At 28.2% G+C, this 23,089-nt stretch carries 20 protein-coding genes; 13 read left to right on the top strand and 7 right to left on the bottom strand.

What is annotated here, in order from left to right; genetic code table 4:
- Nucleotides 1–20: 20 nt before the first annotated feature.
- Together VBM90_RS00190 and VBM90_RS00185 are read right to left on the bottom strand one after the other, a co-directional pair.
- Nucleotides 21–404, bottom strand: a complete 384-nt coding sequence (locus VBM90_RS00190) for an MAG1140 family protein (protein WP_323176399.1) — start codon at nt 402–404, stop codon at nt 21–23.
- A complete protein-coding gene (locus tag VBM90_RS00185) occupies nt 388–2,445 on the bottom strand; it encodes an Mbov_0121 family peptidase domain-containing ABC transporter (protein WP_323176398.1) in 2,058 nt (685 codons plus the stop codon). The genes VBM90_RS00190 and VBM90_RS00185 overlap by 17 nt, the downstream gene beginning before the upstream one ends.
- Before the next feature lie 149 nt (nt 2,446–2,594).
- On the opposite strand from VBM90_RS00185, the gene VBM90_RS00180 reads away from it, so the two are divergent.
- The 13 genes from VBM90_RS00180 (at nt 2,595) to VBM90_RS00120 (ending at nt 14,253) form a co-directional block, all read left to right on the top strand.
- Complete coding sequence (locus VBM90_RS00180; protein WP_257089734.1) at nt 2,595–3,035, top strand: RpiB/LacA/LacB family sugar-phosphate isomerase; 441 nt, start codon at nt 2,595–2,597, stop codon at nt 3,033–3,035.
- Between the two features lie 2 nt (nt 3,036–3,037).
- A complete protein-coding gene (locus VBM90_RS00175; RefSeq protein ID WP_257089736.1) occupies nt 3,038–3,283 on the top strand; it encodes a DUF2188 domain-containing protein in 246 nt (81 codons plus the stop codon).
- Between the two features lie 200 nt (nt 3,284–3,483).
- Complete coding sequence (locus VBM90_RS00170) at nt 3,484–4,167, top strand: hypothetical protein (protein WP_323176397.1); 684 nt, start codon at nt 3,484–3,486, stop codon at nt 4,165–4,167.
- 232 nt (nt 4,168–4,399) lie between these two features.
- On the top strand, nt 4,400–5,062 hold the full coding sequence (locus tag VBM90_RS00165; protein WP_323176396.1) for a LemA family protein: 663 nt from the start codon (nt 4,400–4,402) through the stop codon (nt 5,060–5,062).
- A gap of 1 nt (nt 5,063) precedes the next feature.
- Nucleotides 5,064–6,149: a DUF3137 domain-containing protein gene (locus tag VBM90_RS00160; RefSeq protein WP_323176395.1), complete on the top strand. Its 1,086-nt coding sequence runs from the start codon at nt 5,064–5,066 to the stop codon at nt 6,147–6,149.
- 109 nt (nt 6,150–6,258) lie between these two features.
- A complete protein-coding gene (locus VBM90_RS00155) occupies nt 6,259–6,921 on the top strand; it encodes a LemA family protein (protein WP_323176394.1) in 663 nt (220 codons plus the stop codon).
- A gap of 5 nt (nt 6,922–6,926) precedes the next feature.
- Entirely contained in the window at nt 6,927–8,036 is a 1,110-nt protein-coding gene (locus tag VBM90_RS00150) for a DUF3137 domain-containing protein (RefSeq protein WP_323176393.1), read from the top strand.
- A gap of 98 nt (nt 8,037–8,134) precedes the next feature.
- Nucleotides 8,135–9,322: a phosphoglycerate kinase gene (locus VBM90_RS00145; RefSeq protein ID WP_323176392.1), complete on the top strand. Its 1,188-nt coding sequence runs from the start codon at nt 8,135–8,137 to the stop codon at nt 9,320–9,322.
- A gap of 189 nt (nt 9,323–9,511) precedes the next feature.
- Entirely contained in the window at nt 9,512–10,051 is a 540-nt protein-coding gene (locus tag VBM90_RS00140; RefSeq protein ID WP_323176391.1) for a hypothetical protein, read from the top strand.
- 193 nt (nt 10,052–10,244) lie between these two features.
- Complete coding sequence (gene rbfA / locus VBM90_RS00135; protein WP_257089750.1) at nt 10,245–10,583, top strand: 30S ribosome-binding factor RbfA; 339 nt, start codon at nt 10,245–10,247, stop codon at nt 10,581–10,583.
- 47 nt (nt 10,584–10,630) lie between these two features.
- Nucleotides 10,631–12,415: a hypothetical protein gene (locus VBM90_RS00130; protein ID WP_323176390.1), complete on the top strand. Its 1,785-nt coding sequence runs from the start codon at nt 10,631–10,633 to the stop codon at nt 12,413–12,415.
- Nucleotides 12,416–12,661: 246 nt separating this feature from the next.
- Complete coding sequence (gene metK, locus VBM90_RS00125) at nt 12,662–13,810, top strand: methionine adenosyltransferase (protein WP_323176389.1); 1,149 nt, start codon at nt 12,662–12,664, stop codon at nt 13,808–13,810.
- Nucleotides 13,810–14,253 (top strand): NUDIX domain-containing protein, encoded by a 444-nt coding sequence (locus tag VBM90_RS00120; RefSeq protein WP_323176388.1) that lies wholly within the window; start codon nt 13,810–13,812, stop codon nt 14,251–14,253. The genes metK and VBM90_RS00120 overlap by 1 nt, the downstream gene beginning before the upstream one ends.
- Nucleotides 14,254–14,419: 166 nt before the next feature.
- On the opposite strand, the gene VBM90_RS00115 is transcribed toward VBM90_RS00120, so the two are convergent.
- From VBM90_RS00115 to VBM90_RS00095, 5 genes are read right to left on the bottom strand one after another with little or no spacing between them, the layout of a single operon-like run.
- Nucleotides 14,420–16,351, bottom strand: a complete 1,932-nt coding sequence (locus VBM90_RS00115; RefSeq protein WP_323176387.1) for an ABC transporter ATP-binding protein — start codon at nt 16,349–16,351, stop codon at nt 14,420–14,422.
- Nucleotides 16,329–18,089 carry an ABC transporter ATP-binding protein gene (locus tag VBM90_RS00110; RefSeq protein WP_323176386.1) on the bottom strand — a complete coding sequence of 587 codons (1,761 nt, stop codon included), beginning with the start codon at nt 18,087–18,089 and terminating at the stop codon, nt 16,329–16,331. The genes VBM90_RS00115 and VBM90_RS00110 overlap by 23 nt, the downstream gene beginning before the upstream one ends.
- A gap of 1 nt (nt 18,090) precedes the next feature.
- The gene (locus tag VBM90_RS00105) at nt 18,091–18,477 is read right to left on the bottom strand and encodes a transcriptional regulator (RefSeq protein WP_257088616.1); all 387 of its coding nucleotides are present in this window, start codon (nt 18,475–18,477) and stop codon (nt 18,091–18,093) included.
- A gap of 18 nt (nt 18,478–18,495) precedes the next feature.
- Nucleotides 18,496–22,626: an AAA domain-containing protein gene (locus VBM90_RS00100; RefSeq protein WP_323176385.1), complete on the bottom strand. Its 4,131-nt coding sequence runs from the start codon at nt 22,624–22,626 to the stop codon at nt 18,496–18,498.
- Nucleotides 22,627–22,638: 12 nt separating this feature from the next.
- Nucleotides 22,639–22,992: a PTS glucose transporter subunit IIB gene (locus VBM90_RS00095; RefSeq protein ID WP_323176384.1), complete on the bottom strand. Its 354-nt coding sequence runs from the start codon at nt 22,990–22,992 to the stop codon at nt 22,639–22,641.
- Between the last annotated feature and the right edge of the window lie 97 nt (nt 22,993–23,089).

Raw genomic sequence — 23,089 nt, 5'->3', positions numbered from 1 at the left:
ACTCTATAATGGAGTTTTTTTTATATACTTCCCAAGACATATTTGATAAATAAAGTTTGATCAATTAGTAGATTAACTTGAATTTGTCTAATGTTATTTTCATTTACAAATAACTTCAGTTCATCACTTTTGATAAGAACATCAGAGTGATCTTGATTAGAAATATCGATATTGAATTTATAAAATTCATTATCATAAATAAAACTAACATAACAGGTATCTAGTTTTTGATTATCAATGTTGAAGTTGTATAAATATAAATCATCACCTTCTGCAGTTATTAAAACTTGTTTATATACATTTACTTTAGTTGAACATAAGACTAAAATAAGCACTGCGAAAATGAAAAATAATATAAGTAATATGCAGAAATTTCACTTATGTTCTTTAAGATAAGTTTTCAATATTTACTTCCTTGGAATCATCGAAAATATATCTATTATTGTGTGAAATTTCTACAACTAATTTGTTTTGCAAATTATTTTTAATAATAGGTTTTAGTTTTTCAAACATTGATTTATCAATATTTGCAAAAGCTTCATCTAGTATCAATAAATCATAGTCATTTAAAAATATATTTAGCAAATTAACAAATTGAACCTGACCACTAGATAATTGATCCAGTGATGAGTTTAAATTAATGTTTAATTCATCAATTAATTTATCTAATTTATTGTTTTCTAAAATTGACTTGAAAATACTAATATCAGTTACACACAGGTATTCTAGTGTTCTAATCTTTAAATTTAGCATCTGATTTGAAATGTATAACACTCTTTGTTTGTATGTTTCATCTAAGAATGGATTGAGCTTTTGATCATTAACTTTAATAATTCCAGATAAGCTCTCACACGAGCCATTCAATATAGAACAGAGTGTGCTTTTTCCTGAACCATTTTTACCGACTAAATGTATGCTCGAATCAATCAATAGTTTCTTGATTTCTAAATCTTTATTAACTTTTAATGAATTGTACGAATAACTTATATTAGAAAGTTGAATTTTAATTATTCTTTCGTTCTGTAAGCTAGTTTTAGGTATTTTTAAGTCTTCAAAATTTAATAATGAAATCAAATCTAAATCCTTTTTATATTGACTATAACTATTTATTAATGGGATTATATTTTTAATTGGCTTAGTGAATAAAGAAACACCGGTTAAAAAGAAAATTAAATTGATAACACTTAAATTTTGATTTCAAATTTGAATAGTTCCTATTATTAAAATTAATAAAGGAACTAAAAAGTCTAAAAATAAACTTAAATAATTAATTAAGCTTTGTTTATTCTTGAAAATAATTGAATCACTATGCAATTTCTCATTAACATAAGTAGATTTAAGATTTAAATTATTAAGCAGATTTTCATTATGTGAAGTTTGATTTAATTTGTAAATATTAAATAAGGTATCTTCAAACATAATCGAGTTATTGAGTAATTTATTGAAGTTATTATCAAAATTAGTTTTATTAATAAAACTTAAAATCAATGTAATTACTGAATAACAAAAAATTATTAAAAGCAACACTCAATTTATATTGATTAGTAAAATAAATGAAACAGCAATCGAAATAACTGTGCTGATTAATTCAGGAAGAAAACATAATTTAAATAAACTTAAATTATCAAGTGCAATAATTCTGTTTTTAAAATCTGAAAAAGTTAGCAAATTAATCACTTGCTTATTTTTAAACTTCAATTCATTTATTAAATTATTAATTAAGTCGCTTTTATATTTAGTTGCTATTTTATACATCAGTTGTCTGGTTAGTAAGTTGAATGTGAAATTTATTAAAAATAACACACTAAAAATCATTCCTAAGAACATAAGAATTTGATCATCTTTATTTAAAGCAATATTATTCAGGATAACTTTATTCAAGAATGGAAACGAAATATAGATGCTTATTTCTATGAGTAAGCAAAATAAGTATAAAAATGAGAAGTTAGACCATAATGAAATTTTTAAACTTCAGGAGTTACTTATCAATGGATTTGGTTTTATATTTTTCTTGTTTTCTTCATCTTCATTATCAATTTGTTTTTTGTTTTTACTAAATGCAACAATAATGTTAGTGAATTTAGTTTTAAATTCATTTTTACTCAATTTAACATCGCCATCAATCGGATCATAAATATAAAATTTATTGTTCTTGATTTTCCTAATTACAATCATATGGTCCGAAGTATTATTTTTGATAACTGTCGCAATAGGAAAAACTTGCTTTTCTAACAAAAACAATTGTTCACAATTAATTTCATAAGCATTAAGCTCCAAATTTACTTTTGAAGCAAGGAGCTTGATGTTTTCTAAACTTATACCTGCTGCACTATATTGAATTTGCAATTTTAGATTATTAATATCTAAATTTTCTTTGTAGAAAAACTCGTGAAAATAATCTAGCACATATAATGAGCAATCTCTTTGATCTACTTGTGTCTTCATCTCATTATATTTAGTAATTTTTGTCAAAAAGGAACTAAAGCACAATTTTTCCACTAAAGTTTTCACAAAATTGAAAATACAAAAGTTTTTAAAACTTTGTATAATTAATTTATCAATAAATTAATGTTCAAAATTTAAAAGGAGGACTAATGAGCAAAAAAGTAGTAGCACTTGCAAGTGATCACGCAGGTTACAAATTAAAAGATGAATTAGCATCATACTTAAAAGAACAAGGGTTTGATGTTGTAGACTTAGGACCTGAAACAGATTCAGTTTCAGTGTCATATGCTTCAAAAGGTAAGGAATTAGCTAACTATGTAGATGAAGCACACCCTGATTTTGGTATCGCAGTTTGTGGTACAGGTTTAGGTATTTCATATGCACTTAACAGACACAAACACATTCGTGCAGCTAGAGTTACATCTGTTGAAGATGCACACTTAGCAAAACAGCACAATAATGCAAATGTTCTTGTATTCGGTGGAAGACAAGTAACATTTGAAGAAGCTAAAGATATGTTAAATGAATATATGACTACACAATTTGAAGGAGGAAGACATCAATCTAGAATTGATGAGCTTGACGAATAATTATGGCAAAAGTAAATGAAGTTCAAGAAAAAGAAGTTAAAGAATTAGACGCTGTTTGACACGTTTCACAACACAACGATGGATGAAAAGTTATCAGACAAGGTGGAGTAAAAGCTATTAAAACTTTTGAAACACAAAAAGAAGCAATCGAATTTGCTAAAGAATTAGCAAAAAACAACAAAGGTAGAATGTTAATCCACAGCACAAAAGGTAAAATCAGAGGTGGATCAAACTACCAAGAAAAATAATTTAAGTTATTTTAAATTTACATAGACAGAGTGAAATCTGTTTATTTTTTTCATCATTTTTCACATAATTTCAGTATTTTTGACTTTTTACTTCTGTTTTTTTTTTTTTTTTTTAGAATATGAAATGGTAAAAATATATTTAATTTTATATAACTGCAGTTTTGAACACTTGAATAAAACTAAATTAAGGAGAATTAACTATGGATCCAATTTTTTGAGTTTTAATAGCAGTCGGAATTATTTTTTATATCATTTTTATTTCTCTTATTGTTTGAAGAAGAATTTATAGAAAGAAAGCTTTAAAGAAAAAAATAATTTTAAAAGTTAAAGATAATCTGCTTAAACAAAAATCAAATATTGAAATGAGCAGAACTAAAAAGTCGCGACAAGCATCAAAATATAAGAAAATGTACTTTGATTTATGCGACAGAATTATTAAAGAGTACAATACGAAAATTTTACCTTTTAGACATCAAAACATAAAGCTATACAAATTAAGTAACTATCAAGAAAATGAACAATGATTTTTTCATAGACATCACATCGACGAAATCCATATTAGTGGAGCAGAATTGAAAACTGATAAGGAAGCTTACAGAAATGGTTTAAGTATTGTAGTTTCATATGAGCAACACGCTTTATTACACTATCTAATAGTTTTAAATAATGAAACTTACCCTAATCACGGGATGTTAATGATGATGGAATTAAAAGAATGAGATGAAATTGTTCAAAAACAATGTAAAAAATGAGATATACCATACGTTCCTGAGTGAAAACAAAATTTATCAATATTTAATAACCCACCTCATACAACAGCGCTTTTTGAAGAGATTGTAAAAAATGTAACCAAAGGTAATGAATTTAAAGATAATAATTTTTAATATATAAACGAATAATTGGTTTAAACTAGAATAAGAAAAGTAGACAGTTTTTTTAGTTTCTGTCTATTTTTTAATCATTTTTCACATAATTTCAGGAATTTTGACTTTTTACTTCTGTTTTTTTTTTTTTTTTTTAGAATAGAGTTGAAATACAACAAATATTGACATATTTTGATGAATATTAGCCTTGTATTTTAATAGATTAACAAACATTTTAGGATTAGGAGAAAAAATGGCAAATTTATATTCACATAATGAAGAACAAAACCAAAAAGGTTTTGAACCAACAGCTTCAAGTGTTGAAATTGCAGCTCAAGCTTCTACAGCTGCAAAAATATTTTTATACATTATTATGTCTATTCCACTATTTTTAGGTTGAATTTGATACTTCAAAAGAAAAAATAGTTTAAATAGAATGCAAAACGATATTAACAACAGTGCATCAAGCATTGATGTTCAATTGCAAAAACGTAATGATACACTTGTTAAATTAGTACAACAAGTTAAGTCATACAAAATTCACGAAGCTGAAGTTTTTGAAAACGTTACAAAAATGCGTTCATTAGCAGCTGGTGGTAGAGGAATTGAAAACTCAGCTGAAATTGAAAACTTAAATCAATCAGTATTTGGTCGTTTAATGGCTATTTCAGAAAGCTATCCAGAACTTAAAGCAAGTTCTTTATACACTGAATTAATGGATGAAACAACATATATTGAACGTGAAATTGCAGCTGCTAGAAGAAATTACAACGCTCAAGCTAACACATTCAATAAAGAATTATTTACAATCCCAACAAAAATTGTTGCTGCAAATATGGGATTATCAACAGTTAGACTATTCCAAGCATCTTCTAAAGCTAGAAAAGATGTTGATATGCAAGAATTAGGTTTATAAGATGAAAAGAGTTGAAGATTTTGTTACTATAGAACAGTTCAAAGAAAAAACTGATCAAGTTGTGCTTCCAATTATCCAAAACACAGTAGATGATGCTTACAAATCGCCTTTATACAAAAAATATAAAAGTATGAAATATGGAGCTTTAGGTTCAATTGCAAGTATGATTTTATCTGCTTTAATAGCGATAATATGTTTTATTGCAGTAAAAGATGCAATGGCTAAAGTTGTTTTATTTGGTATTTTTGATCTTGCCGCTTTTATTTGTTTCATATTAGCATTTGTGTTTGCGCAATTAGCTAAAAAGAGAAACTTAATTTTTAGAAGCTTTATTAAAAGCAAATTAAGAGAAGATAACATTTATGGAAAAGCAGTTGATGCAGCTGATACAAGATGAAAATATAGAAATGACGATTTTGAACCTAGTTCAATGAGACATAACTATGATTTTTCAACAGAAAGATTCGCAGCCAAAGAATATGAATCATTCAAACCTGCATCTGTTTCACAAAAAGCTTGATTAGAAAGCTCATCACCAGTTCAAACAGTTACAATTGATGATAAATATCACGCACACGTTTCGGTTGCTGAATGACTTTTAATTACAAGAGACAAAAAAGGACACGAAACAAAACAAACTTGATATTCTGCTTTACTTAAAATTGATGCTAGAGCACTTAAAGAAAGAGATAGAGCAAACTTTACATACTTTGATAAGAAAAACGGTCTGCCACTTGTTGAAATGGAAAATAAAGAATTTAACAAAATTTTCAATGTTGCGAGTGATAATTCAACAAAAATGTACCAATTATTTACACCACTTGCAATGGAAGAATTAGTTAAATTAATCAATCAAGGTTTACAACATACAAACATTAAAAAAACTAAAGATTTTGAATATTGAGCAAACAATGATGTTGTTTACTGTTCATTTGTAATTCCATCTGGATTTATGGATATTGACATTCCGGTTTTTGTAGGTAAAAAAGACAAATTCGTTGCAAAAATTTACAAAGATGTAGTTACTGATATTTATACTTTATACTTTGTGCTTGCATTAAGTTATATTCCAGTTTACTTATATTAATCAAATTGATTGCACAACAAGAAATTGTTGTGTTTTTTTGTTATTTTTACTCAATATATTTAACTTATTTTTATATAAAATTATAGATAAGTAAAAAAGGAGATTAAATATGGCAAATTTATATTCACATAATGAAGAACAAAACCAAAAAGGTTTTGAACCTACAGCATCAAGTGCTGAAATTCCTGCTAAAGCATCTACAGGACTTAAGATTTTTATGTACATTTTAATGACTTTACCTTTAGGTTTAGGTTGATTATGATACTTTGGAAAGAAAAACGAATTAAACAGAATGCAAAATAACATTAACAACAGTGCATCAAGCATTGATGTTCAATTACAAAAACGTAATGACACACTTGTTAAATTAGTGCAACAAGTTAAATCATTTAAAATTCACGAAGCTGAAGTTTTTGAAAACGTTACAAAAATGCGTTCACTTGTTTCATCAGGTAGAACACTTGAAAATTCTGAAGAATTAGACAAATTAAATCAATCAGTATTCGGTCGTTTAATGGCTATTTCAGAAAACTATCCAGAACTTAAATCAAGTGCTTTATACACTGAATTAATGGATGAAACAACATACATTGAACGTGAAATTGCAGCTGCTAGAAGAAATTACAATTCACAAGCTAATATGTTCAACAGAATGTTATTTGAAATTCCATCTAACCTTGTTGCTGCAAATATGGGATTATCAACAGTTAGATTATTCCAAGCATCTTCTCAAGCTAGAAAAGATGTTGATATGGTTGCTCTAGGATTATAAAAAATATGAAAAGAGCCGAAGATTTTATTAGCATAGATAAATTCTATGAAAAAGCAAATCAAACTATATTACCAATCGTTGAAAATCGTGTAAATGAAATTACTCAATTACCGATCTATGTAGATTATAAAAGAACCAATAAATATGCACTTAGGGTGTTTTTGGCATCAATAGGTGCTTTCTTGTTTTCTGGTTTTTTTCTTGGATTAGAAGCTGCAAAAAAATATGGTGGTTTTAGAGAACTTTCGGTATTTACTACCTTTGCAATTATTTTTGCACTTGTATTTGTAATATCTATACTTGTTGCTATTGGTTTTTGAATTAAAGCATGAAATATTAATAGAAAAATTAAAAAAGAAATTATAAGTCAGCTTCATAAATCAAATATTTATGGAGTTGCAATTGAAGCTCTAATTGATAGATGAAAATATGAAGGCACAAACTTTACACCTACATCTATAAAGCATAATTTTGACTCTAATACAAACAAGTTTACAAAAGATGAATACTTAAGTACTAGACCTAAATGAATACCAAATGACTCAGAACTAAGAGGTGTAACTGAAATTCAAACAGTTACTATTGATAATAAATATCACGCACATATTTCAGAAGCACATTGAGTCGATTTCCACAGAGATAAAGATGGTAATGTTCACGAAGAGCATTACTATAGTGCTTTAATAAAAATTGATGCAAGAGCACTTGCTCAAAAAGACCAAGCAAACTTTACATTCTTTGGAGATAAGTTTTCTGATTTAGAACCAGTAGAACTTGAAAACATTGAATTTAACAAAATTTACAAAGTTAAATCTAATAATCCAACTAAAATGTTTCAATTATTTACTCCATTAGCAATGGAAGAAATGAATAAACTTTTCCAATTTGGTATTAAAAACACAAGCATTATAGCCAAAGGTATGCGTTATTGAGCTAATAATGATGTAATTTACGCTTCATTTCAATGTTCATCTGGATTTATGGCTATAAATTCATCTACATTTATTGGTAATAAAGAAAAATTAATCAATACAATCTACAAAGATGTTATTAAAGATATATACTCTTTATACTTTATTTTAGCTTTAAGTTATATACCTGTATATCTTTATTAAACCTTAAATTTCACAACAATAAATATTGTTGTGTTTTTATTTAATACTTTATAATATATACACTTTATTTTATTTGTTATATTTACATAGGAGATACAATGAAAAAAGTTTTAAATGAACTTAGTTTGAAAAATAAAACAGTTTTAGTTAGAGTTGACTTTAACGTACCATTAAAAAATGGTGTTATTACATCTGCTAAAAGAATTGTTGCTGCACTTCCTACAATTCAGTACATCATCAGAAAAGGTGGAAAAGTTGTTTTATTTTCACACTTAGGAAGAGTAAAAACAGAAGAAGATTTAAAAGACAAATCATTAAGACCAGTTGCAGTTGAATTAGCTAGATTACTTAAAAAACCAGTTACATTTGTTCCTGTAACACGTGGAAACATTTTAGAATCTGCAATCAAACAAATGGAAAGCGGTGATGTTATTTTAGTTGAAAACACACGTTTTGAAGACTTAAATAACAAAGCTGAATCTAAAAACGATCCATACTTAGGAGCTTACTGAGCTTCATTAGGTGATGTATTTGTAAACGATGCCTTCGGTACAGCTCACAGAGCACATGCATCTAATGTTGGTATTGCTTCAAACATTGCTGAATCAGCTTTAGGATTCTTAATGGAAAAAGAAGTTTCATCATTATCTAAAGTTTTACAAAACCCAGAACACCCTTATGTAGCTATCGTTGGTGGAGCTAAAGTTTCAGACAAAATCTTAGTGTTAGAAAAATTAGCAGAAATTGCTGACAAATTGATCATCGGTGGAGCTATGGCTTACACATTTATGGTTGCTCAAGGACAAAAAGTTGGAACTTCATTAGTTGAAAATGATTACATTCAATTAGCTAAAGATTTCTTAGCAAAATACTCAGACAAAGTCATCTTACCAGTTGACCACGCTACAGCTGAAATGTTTGCAGACGTTGAACCTACAATTCAAGAAGGTTCAATTTCAGATGGATTTATGGGGCTTGACTTTGGACCAAAATCAATCCAAAACGTTAAAGAAGCTCTTGAAGGGGCTAAAACAGTTGTATGAAACGGACCTATGGGAGTTGCTGAATTTGAACACTACAAAAATGGTACATTAGCAGTATGTGAAGCAGTTGCTAAATTATCAAACGCTTACACAGTTGTTGGTGGTGGAGATTCAGTTGCTGCTGTTGAAAAATTAGGAATGGAAGATAAATTCTCACATGTTTCAACAGGTGGTGGAGCAAGCTTAGAATTATTACAAGGTCAAAACTTACCAGGTGTTGATTCAATTCAAGACGCTGAATAATTAACCGAATATTTTCACAAATAGCACAAAAAGTGCTATTTTTTACACATTTTGTGAAAAATTAAGAAATTTACTTTACTTTCATTTGATAAAGGTGTATAAGTAAAATATATTCAATTTTTTCAAATTAAATATATTTAATAAATTAACAAACATTCTTTTTTTAGACAAAAGAATAAAAGAGGATAAATGAAAAAAATCAAATTCTTACTTTTTGCTACAGGTGTTTTATCAGTAGCATCAATGCCGCTTATTGCTGGTCAATGTTCTGCAAAAGAACAAAAATCTGAAGAACCTAAAACACCAACCAATCCAGAACCACAACCAGTTCCTGTTAATCCAGTAAATGGTGGAACCGATAATCCAAGAACTATAGCAGCTCGAGTTGACCAATACGAAAATGCATTCGTATTGCAGCCAGCTGGCACATTTGCATATGTAAATGCTAAGGTTCAAGAAAAAGCTAATCAAATTAGCAGATATGGTCTTTTACAACTTTACAAAGGTTTCAATGGTATAGGAATTAAATCTGGTGGTCAAGGCGATGATAATAAAATTCTTCTTCCTAAAGAAGGAATTACAATTGACCAATTCCTTTCAACTAGAGATACTAAGGATAACAAGTATTTTGATGGAACTTGAAATCCAGAAACAAAAATACTTACAATTAAATACAAAATCAAAGATAATGGCGACAAAGTATATGAACAATCATTTACTTTAAGCTAGAAAAATTACGAAAATTTCAAAATTAAATTAATCAAAATTACCAAAATATATTAGCATCTTGTGAAAAAGATGTTATTTTTTACACATTTTGTCAAAAATTTAAGAAAATTCTTACATTTTAGGGTAAAAGGTGTATAAAATAGTTATAGTTATATTTATATATATTCAATAAGAAAGAAAGTATAATTTAACTATGAACGAAATTAGTTTAAAAAGAAAAGAAGCAAGATTACATCAATTGATTGCTGACATAGTGACTAATGATATTACAAATTCAAATGTAATAGACCCAGTAGTGATGGATATTCAACTATCACCTGACTTATCACATGTGAAAGTGTTTGTATCATTATTCAAAAACGAAGAAAAAGGTATCGAAGCATTAAACAATGCAGCAGGTTATGTTAAAAAAGTGTTATCCAAATCACTCGATTGACGTAAAGTGCCTTCAGTTCATTTCCACTTAGATACAGTTTCTAAGAATGGATACAAAATTGATGAAATCATTAGACAAATTAAAAATGAAAATTAGTTAAATTATTTTTCAATTTTCAAAATTGAAATTGAAAAGGAGAAATTATGAAAAGATCTTGAAAAGTTGCATTCACCATTTTAGGAGCTGCAGCATTAGGAACAGCTATTGTTACAATTCCTATGGCAGCTTTAGGAAAATTCAATAAAGGCGACAATAATAAAGATTTAAAACAACCTGCAAACCCAGGAACAGGAACTTCAACTAACCCTAAAGATGGTAATCAAAATCCAAACACAGGTAACCCTGGAGATGGAAACGGAGGAAATGAAACTCCTAATCCAGACCCAGTGACACCACCAGTAGAAGAGAAAAAAGTATCAGTAACACTTAATGCAGATGTTACAGGAAAGAAAACAGCTTACGTAGCTGATATTAATGACTTTACAATTGATATTCCAGAAGGTGTTACACTTGTTGAAAAATCAGTAGTTGACTTATATGAATTATCAAAAGCAGATACAGATGAAGGTAGAGCTGCTAAAGAATTATTATTTGCTGGAAAAGCTAAAGTTACTGTTAAAACAACAAAAGAAGGTCAAACAGATCCTACATCAGAAGACTTTGAAGTTGCAGGTTATATCTCAAAAGACCAAGCATATGAAAAATTCAGAGCAGTTTTATCAACAATTTCAACATCAGTTGATAAAGATCAAGAAAACAACCTTGCAATTCAACCTCAAACTGCTAAAGGTGTTTCAGCTGGTGCTAAATATTTAGCTGGTTCATATACAAACAAAACATTAGAAAATGTAATCAAAGTATCAGTTACAGGTGATGATTTAGTTAAAGGAGCATTTACAGTAGTAGATGCAAGCACAAACCTTAAAGAAGGAAAAACTAAAGTTATTCCATACTTATACTTAGATGATAGATCACACAATGATATCTTTATGTACAAATCAGGAAGCACAGAAGCTACATCATTAGAAGATGAAGTTGAAGTTACACAATTACCTGTTTTAACAATGAGTGCTGCTGGTATTGTTAATACATACAATGTTCAAAAAGCATTCACAATTGACGAAGCAAAATTATTAGAAGCATTAAATAAACAAAGTATGAGTGAAGTTTCATTTAGCGACTTAACAGTTGAAAATGTTACAACTGCATTAAAATTCACACCAATGACAATCCTTCCAAAAGCTGGTGGTGAAGAATATGGGTATGTATTAGATGAAAACTTCAAAGAAGCATCTAAATTCAAAGTTGCAAAAATCGAAACTATTCCAGGCGATGCGTCTGAAACAAGTGCAAAAATTAGTTTTGAATTTGAAACAGTTATTCCTTCAGTTGCAGAAGGTCAAAAAGTATTCTACTTCGTAAAATCAGCTGAGCCAAAAGCTACAGAATTAACAGAGTCAATGAACGGAAAATTCTCACAAGTTCTTAATGGATTGAAAGCTAAAGAAGCAACACCAGCTCCAGCAGCAGAGAATGAATCAACAGCTAATACTGATTCTACATCATCAGAACAACCTGTTGTTGCAGAAGCTGAATCAGAATACAAAGATGCATTCGTTGTGTTATCAACAGCTACATATGCTAATGCTAAAACTACATATGATGCTAAACAAGGTAAAATTAAAACAAACGGTTTATTACAATCATACAGTAAAGGTGCATTCTTCGGTATAACATCTGGTGGTAACCAAGATAACAATAAATTATTCGCACTTAAAGAAGGTTTAAGCGTATCAAACATTGTTTTAAAAAATAGTAAATACCTTAATGGAACATTAGATGAAGCAAACAAATCAGTTACAATTACATACCAAGTTTCAAGTGAAAATAATAAAGAATACACACAAACATTAGTATTACCTGAATAATAAATGATTAACTTAAAACTCACTATTTTAGTGGGTTTTATTTTGTAATTTTCATCTTATTTTCAAAACAAAATTTTCACTTCATTTTCCTTATTTTTCTTACTCATTGTCCTGAAAAATAGAAGCAAACGCGAGGTTATTTAATGGATTTATAGTAAAATTATCTTGCTAACTTTTCAATGAATTTATTAGCCCAAAATAAATGACTGAATAATTAGTGAACATTTGATTAAATTAGGAGATAAAATGAGAAAACTTTTTACAAGTGAATCAGTTGGAAGAGGTCACCCAGATAAATTATGTGACCAAATTTCTGATGCAATCTTAGATGCTTACCTTGCTTTAGATCCAACGTCAAAAGTTGCTATTGAAACGATGGCAAGTGGGCATAATATTTTCATAGCAGGAGAAGTTAAATCATCTGCTGATATTGATGTTATAGAAATAGCTAAAAACATCTTGAAAGAACTCGGATACTACACAACAGAAACAAGTTTCATTACAGACATCAAAAAACAAAGCGAAGACATCGCTATGGGTGTCGAAAAAGGACACGAAATCGGTGCTGGTGACCAAGGTTTAATGTTCGGTTATGCAATTAACGAAACACCTGAATATATGCCTTTGGGAATTACATTAGCTCACGCTTTAGTTAAAAGAGCTGAAAACTTAAGACAAAATATGGAATTCAAATGAGCTAAAGCTGATATGAAATCACAAGTTACATTAGATTACACAGACAAAGACAATGTATTTGTAGACACAGTTTTATTAAGTATTCAACATTCTAAAAACTACAACGAACAAGAGTTTAAAAAATACATTAAAGAACAAATTATTTTACCTGTATTAAAAGAATACAACTTAGATGCACCTAAACACATTTTAATCAACCCAACAGGTCAATTTGTTATCGGTGGACCTATTGGTGACACAGGTCTTACAGGACGTAAAATAATAGTTGACACATATGGTGGTTCAGCAAGACACGGTGGAGGAGCATTTTCAGGAAAAGATTCAACTAAAGTCGATAGATCAGCAGCATATGCCGCTAGATGAATTGCTAAAAACATTGTTGCAGCTAATTTAGCAGACAGATGTGAAGTTCAAATTGCTTATGCAATCGGCGTTGCTAAACCAGTTTCAATTATGATTGAAACATTTGGTACATCTAAAAACATTCCAGACAGTGTAATTGCTGACTTTGTAACTCAATTATTTGATTTAACACCTAAAGGTATCATTGATGCTCTTGGTCTTAGAAAACCTATTTTCTTACAAACAGCATACTATGGACACTTTGGTAGAAACGATTTACACTTACCTTGAGAACAACTTAACAAAGTTGAAAAACTTAAACAATTAGCTACACAATGATTGGAAAATCAAAAATAATGGATCAAAAAGTATCTGAATATTCGTGTGGTGCAATTGTTTTCAAACAATTCAAAAAACAAATTAAAGTTTTATTAATCAAACAAATTAATGATGTTTGAAATTTTCCTAAAGGACATATGGAAAATAACGAAACAAAACTTGACACAGCGCATCGTGAAGTTTTTGAAGAAACATCAATTAAAGATATAACAATTTATGCAGACAAATTTTATGTTGACACATATTTTGTTAATCGAACAGGTAACTGAAAAGAAGTAACTTACTTCGTAGCAGATACTAAAACCACTTCTTGTCCTAAGAAACTGCTCTCAGAGGTCAAAAAAGTGCATTTTTACCCTATGAAAAGAGCTTTGAATATTCTTACATATAACAAGTCAAAAGCATTCTTAAAACATGCTTATAAACAGTATTTAAATATTACAAATAGCAAGATTAAATAGTCTTGTTATTTTTTATATCTTTAGTTAATTAATTAACTTAAAAAAGATATAAAAAATCAGCACTATTTGCATAGCACTGATTAATTGTGAACGAAATGTTTGTTATTGTGATTTGTGAAGCTTTCTATTTTTATATATAAAAATAGCAAGAAATTGATTTTTCCTGCTATTTGTTTGAAGCATATTCTCATAGTTGAGCATATAGATTTTTATTTTTTATAAGTTCATCGTGAGAACCTTGTTCAATGATTTGTCCATCATCTATAACAATTATTTTTGTAGCATTTTTAACTGTACTTAATCTGTGAGCTATGATAAATGATGTTTTGTTTTGAAGCAACTTATCGGTTGCTTTTTCTATTTGGAATTCTGTATGTGTATCAATATTAGATGTCGCTTCATCTAATATTAAAACTATTGGATTTTTATAGCTAGCTCTTGCTATAGAAATAAGTTGTTTTTGTCCTTGAGATAAATTAGAACTTGAATTAGTTAACATAGTTGAGTATTTATCATCTAATTTTTCTATATGTTCAAATAAATTAGTTGTTCTTGAAACATTAGATAGCATTTGTTCGTCATATAAATCAGAACCATATGTTATATTATTTTGAATTGTATCTGTAAATAATCTTGTTTCCTGAAGCACATAACCAATAGATTTTCTAAGAGAATATTTATCAATATTCTCAATAGGTATATTGTCATACAATATCACTCCATCAGTTACTTCATAAAATCTAGTTATTAAGTTCACTATTGTTGTTTTTCCGGCACCAGTTGGTCCAACAAATGCAATTTTATCTCCTGGATTAGCTACAAAACTAATATCTTTTAATGTGTATTTTTCATCATTTTCATTGTATTTAAAATATACATTTTTAAATTCAATTTTACCTTGTGCTTTTTGGTAAATGATTTGATTTCCTACTTGTGTTTTTCAAGCATAGAAACCATCTTTATCATTTAAATTAACTTCAGTGTATTTATCATTTTCATTAATTACTTTAACTAATTTGATAGTTCCTTGATTAATTTCGCTTTTTTGAGCTAATATATCGAAAACTCTTTTTGAACCAGCTAACGCAAGCATAAATGAGCTTACTGTTTGAGTCATTGCTGAAATTGGACCTGAGAAACTTTTAGCTGATTGAGAAAACGAAACAACAATACCGATTGTTAATCCCAGAGCAACTCCGTTACCTGATTGGTTTGTGATAACAACAATTGCTCCAATCATAATAACAAGAGCATAAGCAATGTTGCTTAAGTTCTTTGATAAAGGTCATATGATTGAAGAAATAAATTCAGATTTAAAACTGTTTTTAGTTAGTGTGTTATTAATATCGGAGAAATTCTTAACTACATTAGCACTTTGACCATACATTTTAATAGTTTTAAGTCCTAAAATAACTTCTTCTGCATAACCTGTTATTTGACCGTTATTTTTTTGTTTATTAATAAAGTACTTACTTGATTTTTTACTAATAATGTATGCACTAAGTGCTATTAGTATTGTTAAAGCAACCATTATCAAACTAAGTAATCAGTTAAGTACAAATAAGATTGTAAGTGATACAGTTAAAGTTATAAACGATTGAATAATTGTAATTATTGTTCTTGATAGAAACATTCTAAGTGTATCTATATCTGAAGTAAATCTAGATACTAGATTACCTTTAGATTTAGAATCAAAGTATTTAATAGGTAAAGTTTGTATATGTTCATACAAGCCCAAACGTAGATTGGTCATTGTTTTATAGGTAATAGATATCATTATTCTATTAGCTATAAAATCACAAATAATACTTGTTAAGAAAATAAGTGCAGATACACAAATAATTATGTAAAACTTATCTTCATTAAATGGATTTGTTCCTAACAATAATTTGTCAACTATTACATATCCTAAAAATAGTTGGTTATATATATTACCCATTGCACTAAATATAACTAAAGTAAAAGCTAAAAGCAATCATCCTTTATTATGTTTTCATAATAAAGAAACTAATTTCTTAAATGAATCTAACTTTTCTTCTTTAGTTAGTTTTAAATTAAGATTGTGATTAGGTGATTTAAATGATTGCATCGACCTCATCTAAACCTCCTGCATTTTGTTGTGATTGGTATAGTTCATTATAGTATTTACTATGTTTAAGTAAATACTCGTGATTACCTTGAATTTGGATTTTCCCATCTTGTAACAAGATAATATTGTCACAATCTTTGATTGAACTAATCTTTTGTGCAATGATAATTTTGGTGCAATTTTTTAGTTTTGACACAGCATTTTTCACGTGATTTTCAGTTTTAGAATCAAGCGCTGATGTTGAGTCATCTAAAATTAAGATTTTAGGTTGTTTAAGTAATGATTGAGCAATTGCTAATCTTTGTTTTTGACCACCAGAAAAGTTTCTTCCTCTTTGTTCTACTACGTGATCTAATTTATCTTCTAATCCATAGACATAGTCATAAATGTTTGCTTCTGATAATGCTTGATAAATTTGCTCATCAGTTGCATCAGGATTAGCAAAAAGCATATTTTCTCTAATAGTTCCTTTAAATAAAGTTGAATCTTGAAATACAACAGAAATTTGTTGTCTTAGATTATCTTTTTGAATCTTATTAATGTTAATCCCATCAATTAAAATAGCTCCATCTTTAACTGAATAAAATCTAGGAATTAAGTTAATAAGTGTAGTTTTTCCTGAACCAGTTTGTCCAATAATTCCAAATGAACTATTAGCTGGAATTCTAAGATTAATATTTTTAAGTGCTTGATGACTTGAATTTGCATATGCAAATGAAACATTCTTAAATTCAATGTCAGCAATTACATTGTGTTTGATTGCGTCTTTTGCATCTAATATAGTAGGAACATAATTTAAAATTTCTTTAATTCTTTTTGAAGCAGGAATTGACATTAAAATTTGACTTAAAACGTTCATAATTCCCATTAAAGAACCTGAAACCATTCAGATGTATGAACCAAATGCCATAATTGTTCCAATTTGAATTTTTTGCCCTAAATACAATTGTGTTCCAATTATTGCAAGTGTAATAAATGAGCTATAAATTATTCCATTAATTAATAAGCTGTTAAAAGTTAAGTACTTATTAACTTTAATATTAGTGTCTTTAAGTGTATTAGCTAAAGATGCAACTTTGTTGTATTCTGAGTTTTCAGTCACATATGATTTGATTGTTCTAATGCTGTTTAAGTTTTCTTGAATTTTTTGATTGTATAAATCATATTGTTTATACATTAGTTTGAATTTAGGGAAACTAATAAATCAGATTAAAACAAAGAAACTACATAATATTGGTAATGTTACTAAGAATATAGATGACAAAGTCAATGATAGTTTAAATGACATTGTAAGTGACAACAAGAAGATAATAGGTAACCTAATAAAAGTTCCGATTATGAACCTAAATGACATTTGAACATTATTCACATCTATATTCAGTCTATTTATGATTGAACCATTTGTAAAATGGTCAATATCTTCAAATGAAAATTCATTAACTTGTTTAATTATTGCGTTTCTGATGTTTTGAGCATATCTAGTGGATGCAATATTTGAAAAATATGCACCTAATATACCTGTTAGAAGCGCAATAAGAGCAAGAGCTATTAGAATAGCTCCTTTTTGTAGTACATAATTAATATCAGCAGTATTGTTTTGTAATGCATTAATTACATCTTTTGAAACATCAGGTAAAAATACCTGCATTAAAACTTCTACTAAAATTGTAAAAATAGACAAAAGACAATATATTCGAATGCCTTTTGTCAATTTTCAGAAAGTAATTTTTGGAATTGGTTTTTGCATATTATTTTTTGTTTACGCTTGAAACGTATTTTAAGTTGTGATTGTGTTCTCCAACTTCCATTACGTGTCCATCTCCAAAACATTTGCAAGCCATTTTGTCAAGTAAAGCAGGATCTGAGTGTTCCATAATTTCTTCAACTAAGTAACCATATTGTTTTTTAAATTCATTTGTTACATAGTATTTTGATTTTTTACCTTGTTTTGTTCTAGCTACCACTTTGTCTCTTCTTAAATCACCTAAGTGTTTTGAAACGTTAGCTTGTTTTTCCTTTAAAAGGTCAACTAAATCTAAAACGTCACATTCTTTTTCGTGACAAGTAAATAAGTGAATAATTAAATTTCTTTTAACGTCCTTAGACATAAATGTTAAAAATTTTTCGATTGTCATGATAAGTTCTCCTATCTATTAAAAGTCATCGTATTGTCCATCATAAATTCATTCTTCTGTTTTATCTTGCATCGTCGGATGAATTATATGAGATTTTTTCTTATTTAACACTTCTTCTGCTTGTTCAACTTTATCAAGTGTTATTTGTTCTTCTTTTGTAACAGCTCTTGGGTTGAATGATTCAAAATTTAATACAAAATTATCATCATCTTCATCGCTGTAATCTAGGTCATCTACTTGTGATTCTTGTGAATCTGTAGAAGTTTGTTGTTCTTTAGTACTGTCTGCAACAAATTCTTGTGTTATTTGTTCTTCTATATTTTCTGGTTTGATTTGGAAAATATCATCAAATGATGAATCAATTTCACTTTGGTTAATGAATGGTTCTTCTGTTGTTTGTTCTTCTTTAATTACTATTTCGTCTACAGCAACGGGTTCTTCATTAACTTCTTTATTTTGTATATCTTCTATTATTTGTTCAGTTTCAATATTATCATTTGAAACTTCATTGTTTTCAAATGTTCAGATTTCTTCATAAACATCTGAATCATTTTGAGTTTTTATTTTATTATCATTTTCTGAGTTTGATTTCTCAACTAATTGATCTTCTGAATCAATTTCTTCTTCAAGTGTGTCTTCGACTTCTTCAGGTTTATTTTGTTCTTGAATACTTTCTGAAGTTTTACTCTCCATAAATTCTTCTTCTTCATCCTCATCAGATGAATCAAAGTTAAAGATTTTTTTCTCTACAACAGTCTCTGTTATAGGTTCAACTTTTTCATCTGAGAGAATTACAACTTGCTCTGCAGGTTGTTCTTCGGCTTCGATTATTTGTTCATCATTAATATTTAAATCAACTTCATCTACTTCTTCAGCAATTGGTTCAATTGTGATTTGTGCAGTTAAAATTTGATTTTGTACTTGTGGTTCTCTAGCAACTTCGTGTTCTGCAGTTTTGTTAATTGTGTAAGTATTTGTTACTTGACCTTTTGAAGTTGATTTAAACTCTTTTGTTTTTGCAGGCGTAAATCAACTATCGATTTGATTTTGAATTCAAATTCAGTTAATAGGTGTAACAACTTCCACATCATATGATTTAGATTTTAAGAATTTAACTGCATCATATAAAGACACGAAGTTTTCTTTTGAATTTGCATAGTACATTGTGTCAAATGAAATACATTTGAATGGTATTTTGTTGTATGTAACTACAATGTCTATATCTAATGAACCAACTATGTAATCTTTGAACACTTCAAAGTTTGGATCATATGCAATTGCACTTTTAATTCTGTTAAATACTAAGTTTTTAAATCAGTCGTCCTTGAGTTTAGTATTTGAAATTGAATAATGGTTTTGATCAAATGATTCTTTGATTTCAATTCTTCTTTGTTCTGATTCTTTTTCTAAGAATTGAAGTCAAGATTTGAACACTCTAATATCGTCAGATATTTCAGGTGTTAAAATGATATCTTCAGATTTGATTGTCTTAATGATAATCATTTTTTCTTTAGCACGTGAAATCGCTACATTAAGAGCATTTTTACCACCTGGACGTGAAACGTATGTAGACGATAATTTTGTGTTCTTATCGTAAGCAATTGTTGCAATAACTAAGTCAGCTTCGTCTCCTTGGATGTTTTCAATGTTTCTGATTAAAAGTTTCTTGCTGTGAATTGCTTTTTCAAGTAATGGATATTGATTGTAAATCAATTCTGTTATGTAATTACTTTGTTTAACGTTAAATGATAAAAGAATTATTTTCTTATATTTATCTATATTTTCTATTACTTTGTCTATAGCTAATTTAGCTTCAACGATGTTTTTGTTTTGGTCTCAAGAACCATCTACTTGGTAAACTTCAATCGGTTCATTATTTCAAGCGTTAGCAGCATCTAAAACGTTAAGTTTACTTTGGTAGAAAGTTTTTGATGAGAACCCCATAAGTTCAGCGTGATTTGAACGGTAATTCTTATCAAGCATAACATTATGAACTCCTAATGAAAGTGCATAATCTAGAACTGATTCAACTTTACCGAAAATCGAATCATCTGTAATACGTTGCACAAATCAAGAAGTCGGTTTCATTTGCTCTGTGTCACCAGCAAAGATTTTGATTTTTGCTAAATAAAGAATTGGAATGGCATTTTCAATGAAAATCTGACTTGATTCATCAAGGATTGCATAATCAAATTCTTCTTTAGATCAACCTGATAAATCTGTGTTAGGTGTAGCAACTACAATTGGGAATAATTGTTTAATCATTCCAGTGAATTTTTTAACAAATCTATAAGGTTCTAAGTTTTGAATTCTTACTGATTGAGCAAATTCTCTATATTCTTTTTTAAGTTTTTCGTCAAATTTATTAATTCTAGCCACTATTAAGTGAGCCACAAAGTCTCTGACTTCTTCTATACTCATTCTTTGTGGTCTAGGTTGAATGTTTTTGTAAGCCGTAATTAAATTATTAAGTTTTTTAAATGGACTGTGTTCTGAATTAATGTGCTCAAATCCAATTGTGTTTACAAATTTCATTAAATCACTTAATGAACCATTGAATGTAGGTAATTTTTCGTCAATTAAGTTACCTAATTCTTTTAGTCTTCTATATTCTTTTACAAAAGGTAAATATTTATATTTACTTAATTTAAGTAATTCTTTAGCTGTTTGACGGTTTGTTGGTTCAATTGGATATTTAACATCTTTTGGAAGCGATAATAGAAACTCGATGTCTGTTAAATGATCGAAATCTTGCTTTTGTGATGCAAAGTAGTAGTAAGTTAATAAAACATCTTTTGCAAGTGAATCATTTAGATATTCAGAAGCAGCATCTATAAAGTTAATTTCGCTTTCTGAAATAACATTCAAAGGATGGAATCCATTTGTTCCACTAAAGTTCTCAAGCATATCTAAGTATTTTTTAATAGGTTCATAGAATGATTTTCTGTTTGTATTCTTTGTATTTAATATAAATAAACAGAATGCAGATAAATCATCTAATCTATTTTTAATAACTTCAAGCGCTGCTCTCTTTTGTGACGCAACAATTGCTGTTTTCTTTCTTACTAAGATGTTAGCTAATATATTAACTATTGTTTGAGATTTACCTGTACCAGGTGGACCTCAAATAACAGTGTTTTGAAGCATCGAACTTACAATAGCCTTATCTTGAGATAAGTTTGAATCTGTTATCTTGATTAATCCTATGTTATCTCTATATGTATTATGCTCAACTGTAGCTTTATAAATGTTTTTATTAAACTCAACTTTGATGATGTTATCAATTTCATCTTTTTGAGCAATCTCTTTCATTCTGTTTCTAGCATACCCACCTCAAGGTTGGTAAATTCCTAAAACAGCACCTGGATGGAATTTAATGTTTTCATTAGTAATTTCTTCCTCAGGATTTGAGATTTTCTCAAAAGGATTTTTAAGTGAAACTGGTAAATCAAATAAATCGTTTCAATCTTCTTGTAACTTATTAATTAAAGTAGAAATCTTGTAGTCTTTAAATTCTGCGTCAATAGAAATCTTGAAATCATTATTGTTTAAGAAGAATACAAGTTTTTCATTAACTTTAATATCTCCATCTGATTTAATAATTGGTTTACCGTTTACAAAATCAATTGATGCTTGTTTTAAGAATAAAGGAGCATAAATGAATTTGTCATCTTTCTTAAGTGAAATAAATAGAAAACCTATATATAAAGGTCAAATATTTGTTTCATCAAGAATGTTAGTTACTTTGTCATCTAACAATTTTCATTGTGTGATTGACTTTTGTAGCATTAACTGTAAGTCATTTAAAATCTTTTTCTTGTAGTATTCTCAATCTTGTTGTACGTTTTCTAAATTAACTTTAATTTTCAAATGATGCAATACATCAAGTTTGCTTTCTAAATATAAGACCAAATTATCAGGTCCTGATATATTAGAAATCTTTTCAATCAAAGTAATTACATTATTGTCTAGCGCACTTATTTGAAATGTTTCATTGTTATAAAACGTATCTCAGTTTTTATCTCCTATAAGCGAATACAAGTCATAAAAATATTTATTTTGTATTTTAGTAAATATAGAAGAGTCAGTCTGAGAAATATCTAATAAGTTATCTAGAATAATCTTATATTTGTTTTGTTCTTTACTCATTTTATAACCTCATTATTTTGCTTGTTGTTCTAATTGTCTAAATGTTTCATTAGCATACTCACCAAGTGTTATAGATACTTTAGAACTAGATAATAAAATTCCACTTACACCTTTTAATTCTTTTAAAGCTTCTGTATCAACTTTGTTGTTTGATTTAACTGTTACAACCAGTCTACTTATTTTAACTTCAAAGTTATCAATATTTTCTTTAGTACCTAGAGCACTAACTAATTGTTCAACTTTGAAAGGAAGCTTGTTACTTTGGTAAATAGTATTCTTAGCTTTCTTTTCTTTGTTTCATTTAATTCATATGAAACCTAACGTAATAATAGTTAGAAAAATAATCTTTGTCATTTGTTTAGTCATAGTAATAATTATATTGTAAATATAATTATTATTAAATATTTTTTATATTATATATACATATACACGTGCGAAAATACTTTTAGCATAGTGTACAAGG

The sequence above is a fragment of the Mycoplasma sp. 2704 genome (assembly GCF_034863285.1).
Classification (GTDB): domain Bacteria; phylum Bacillota_I; class Bacilli_A; order Mycoplasmatales; family Metamycoplasmataceae; genus Mycoplasmopsis.
This window is presented reverse-complemented; position numbering and strand designations above follow the sequence as displayed.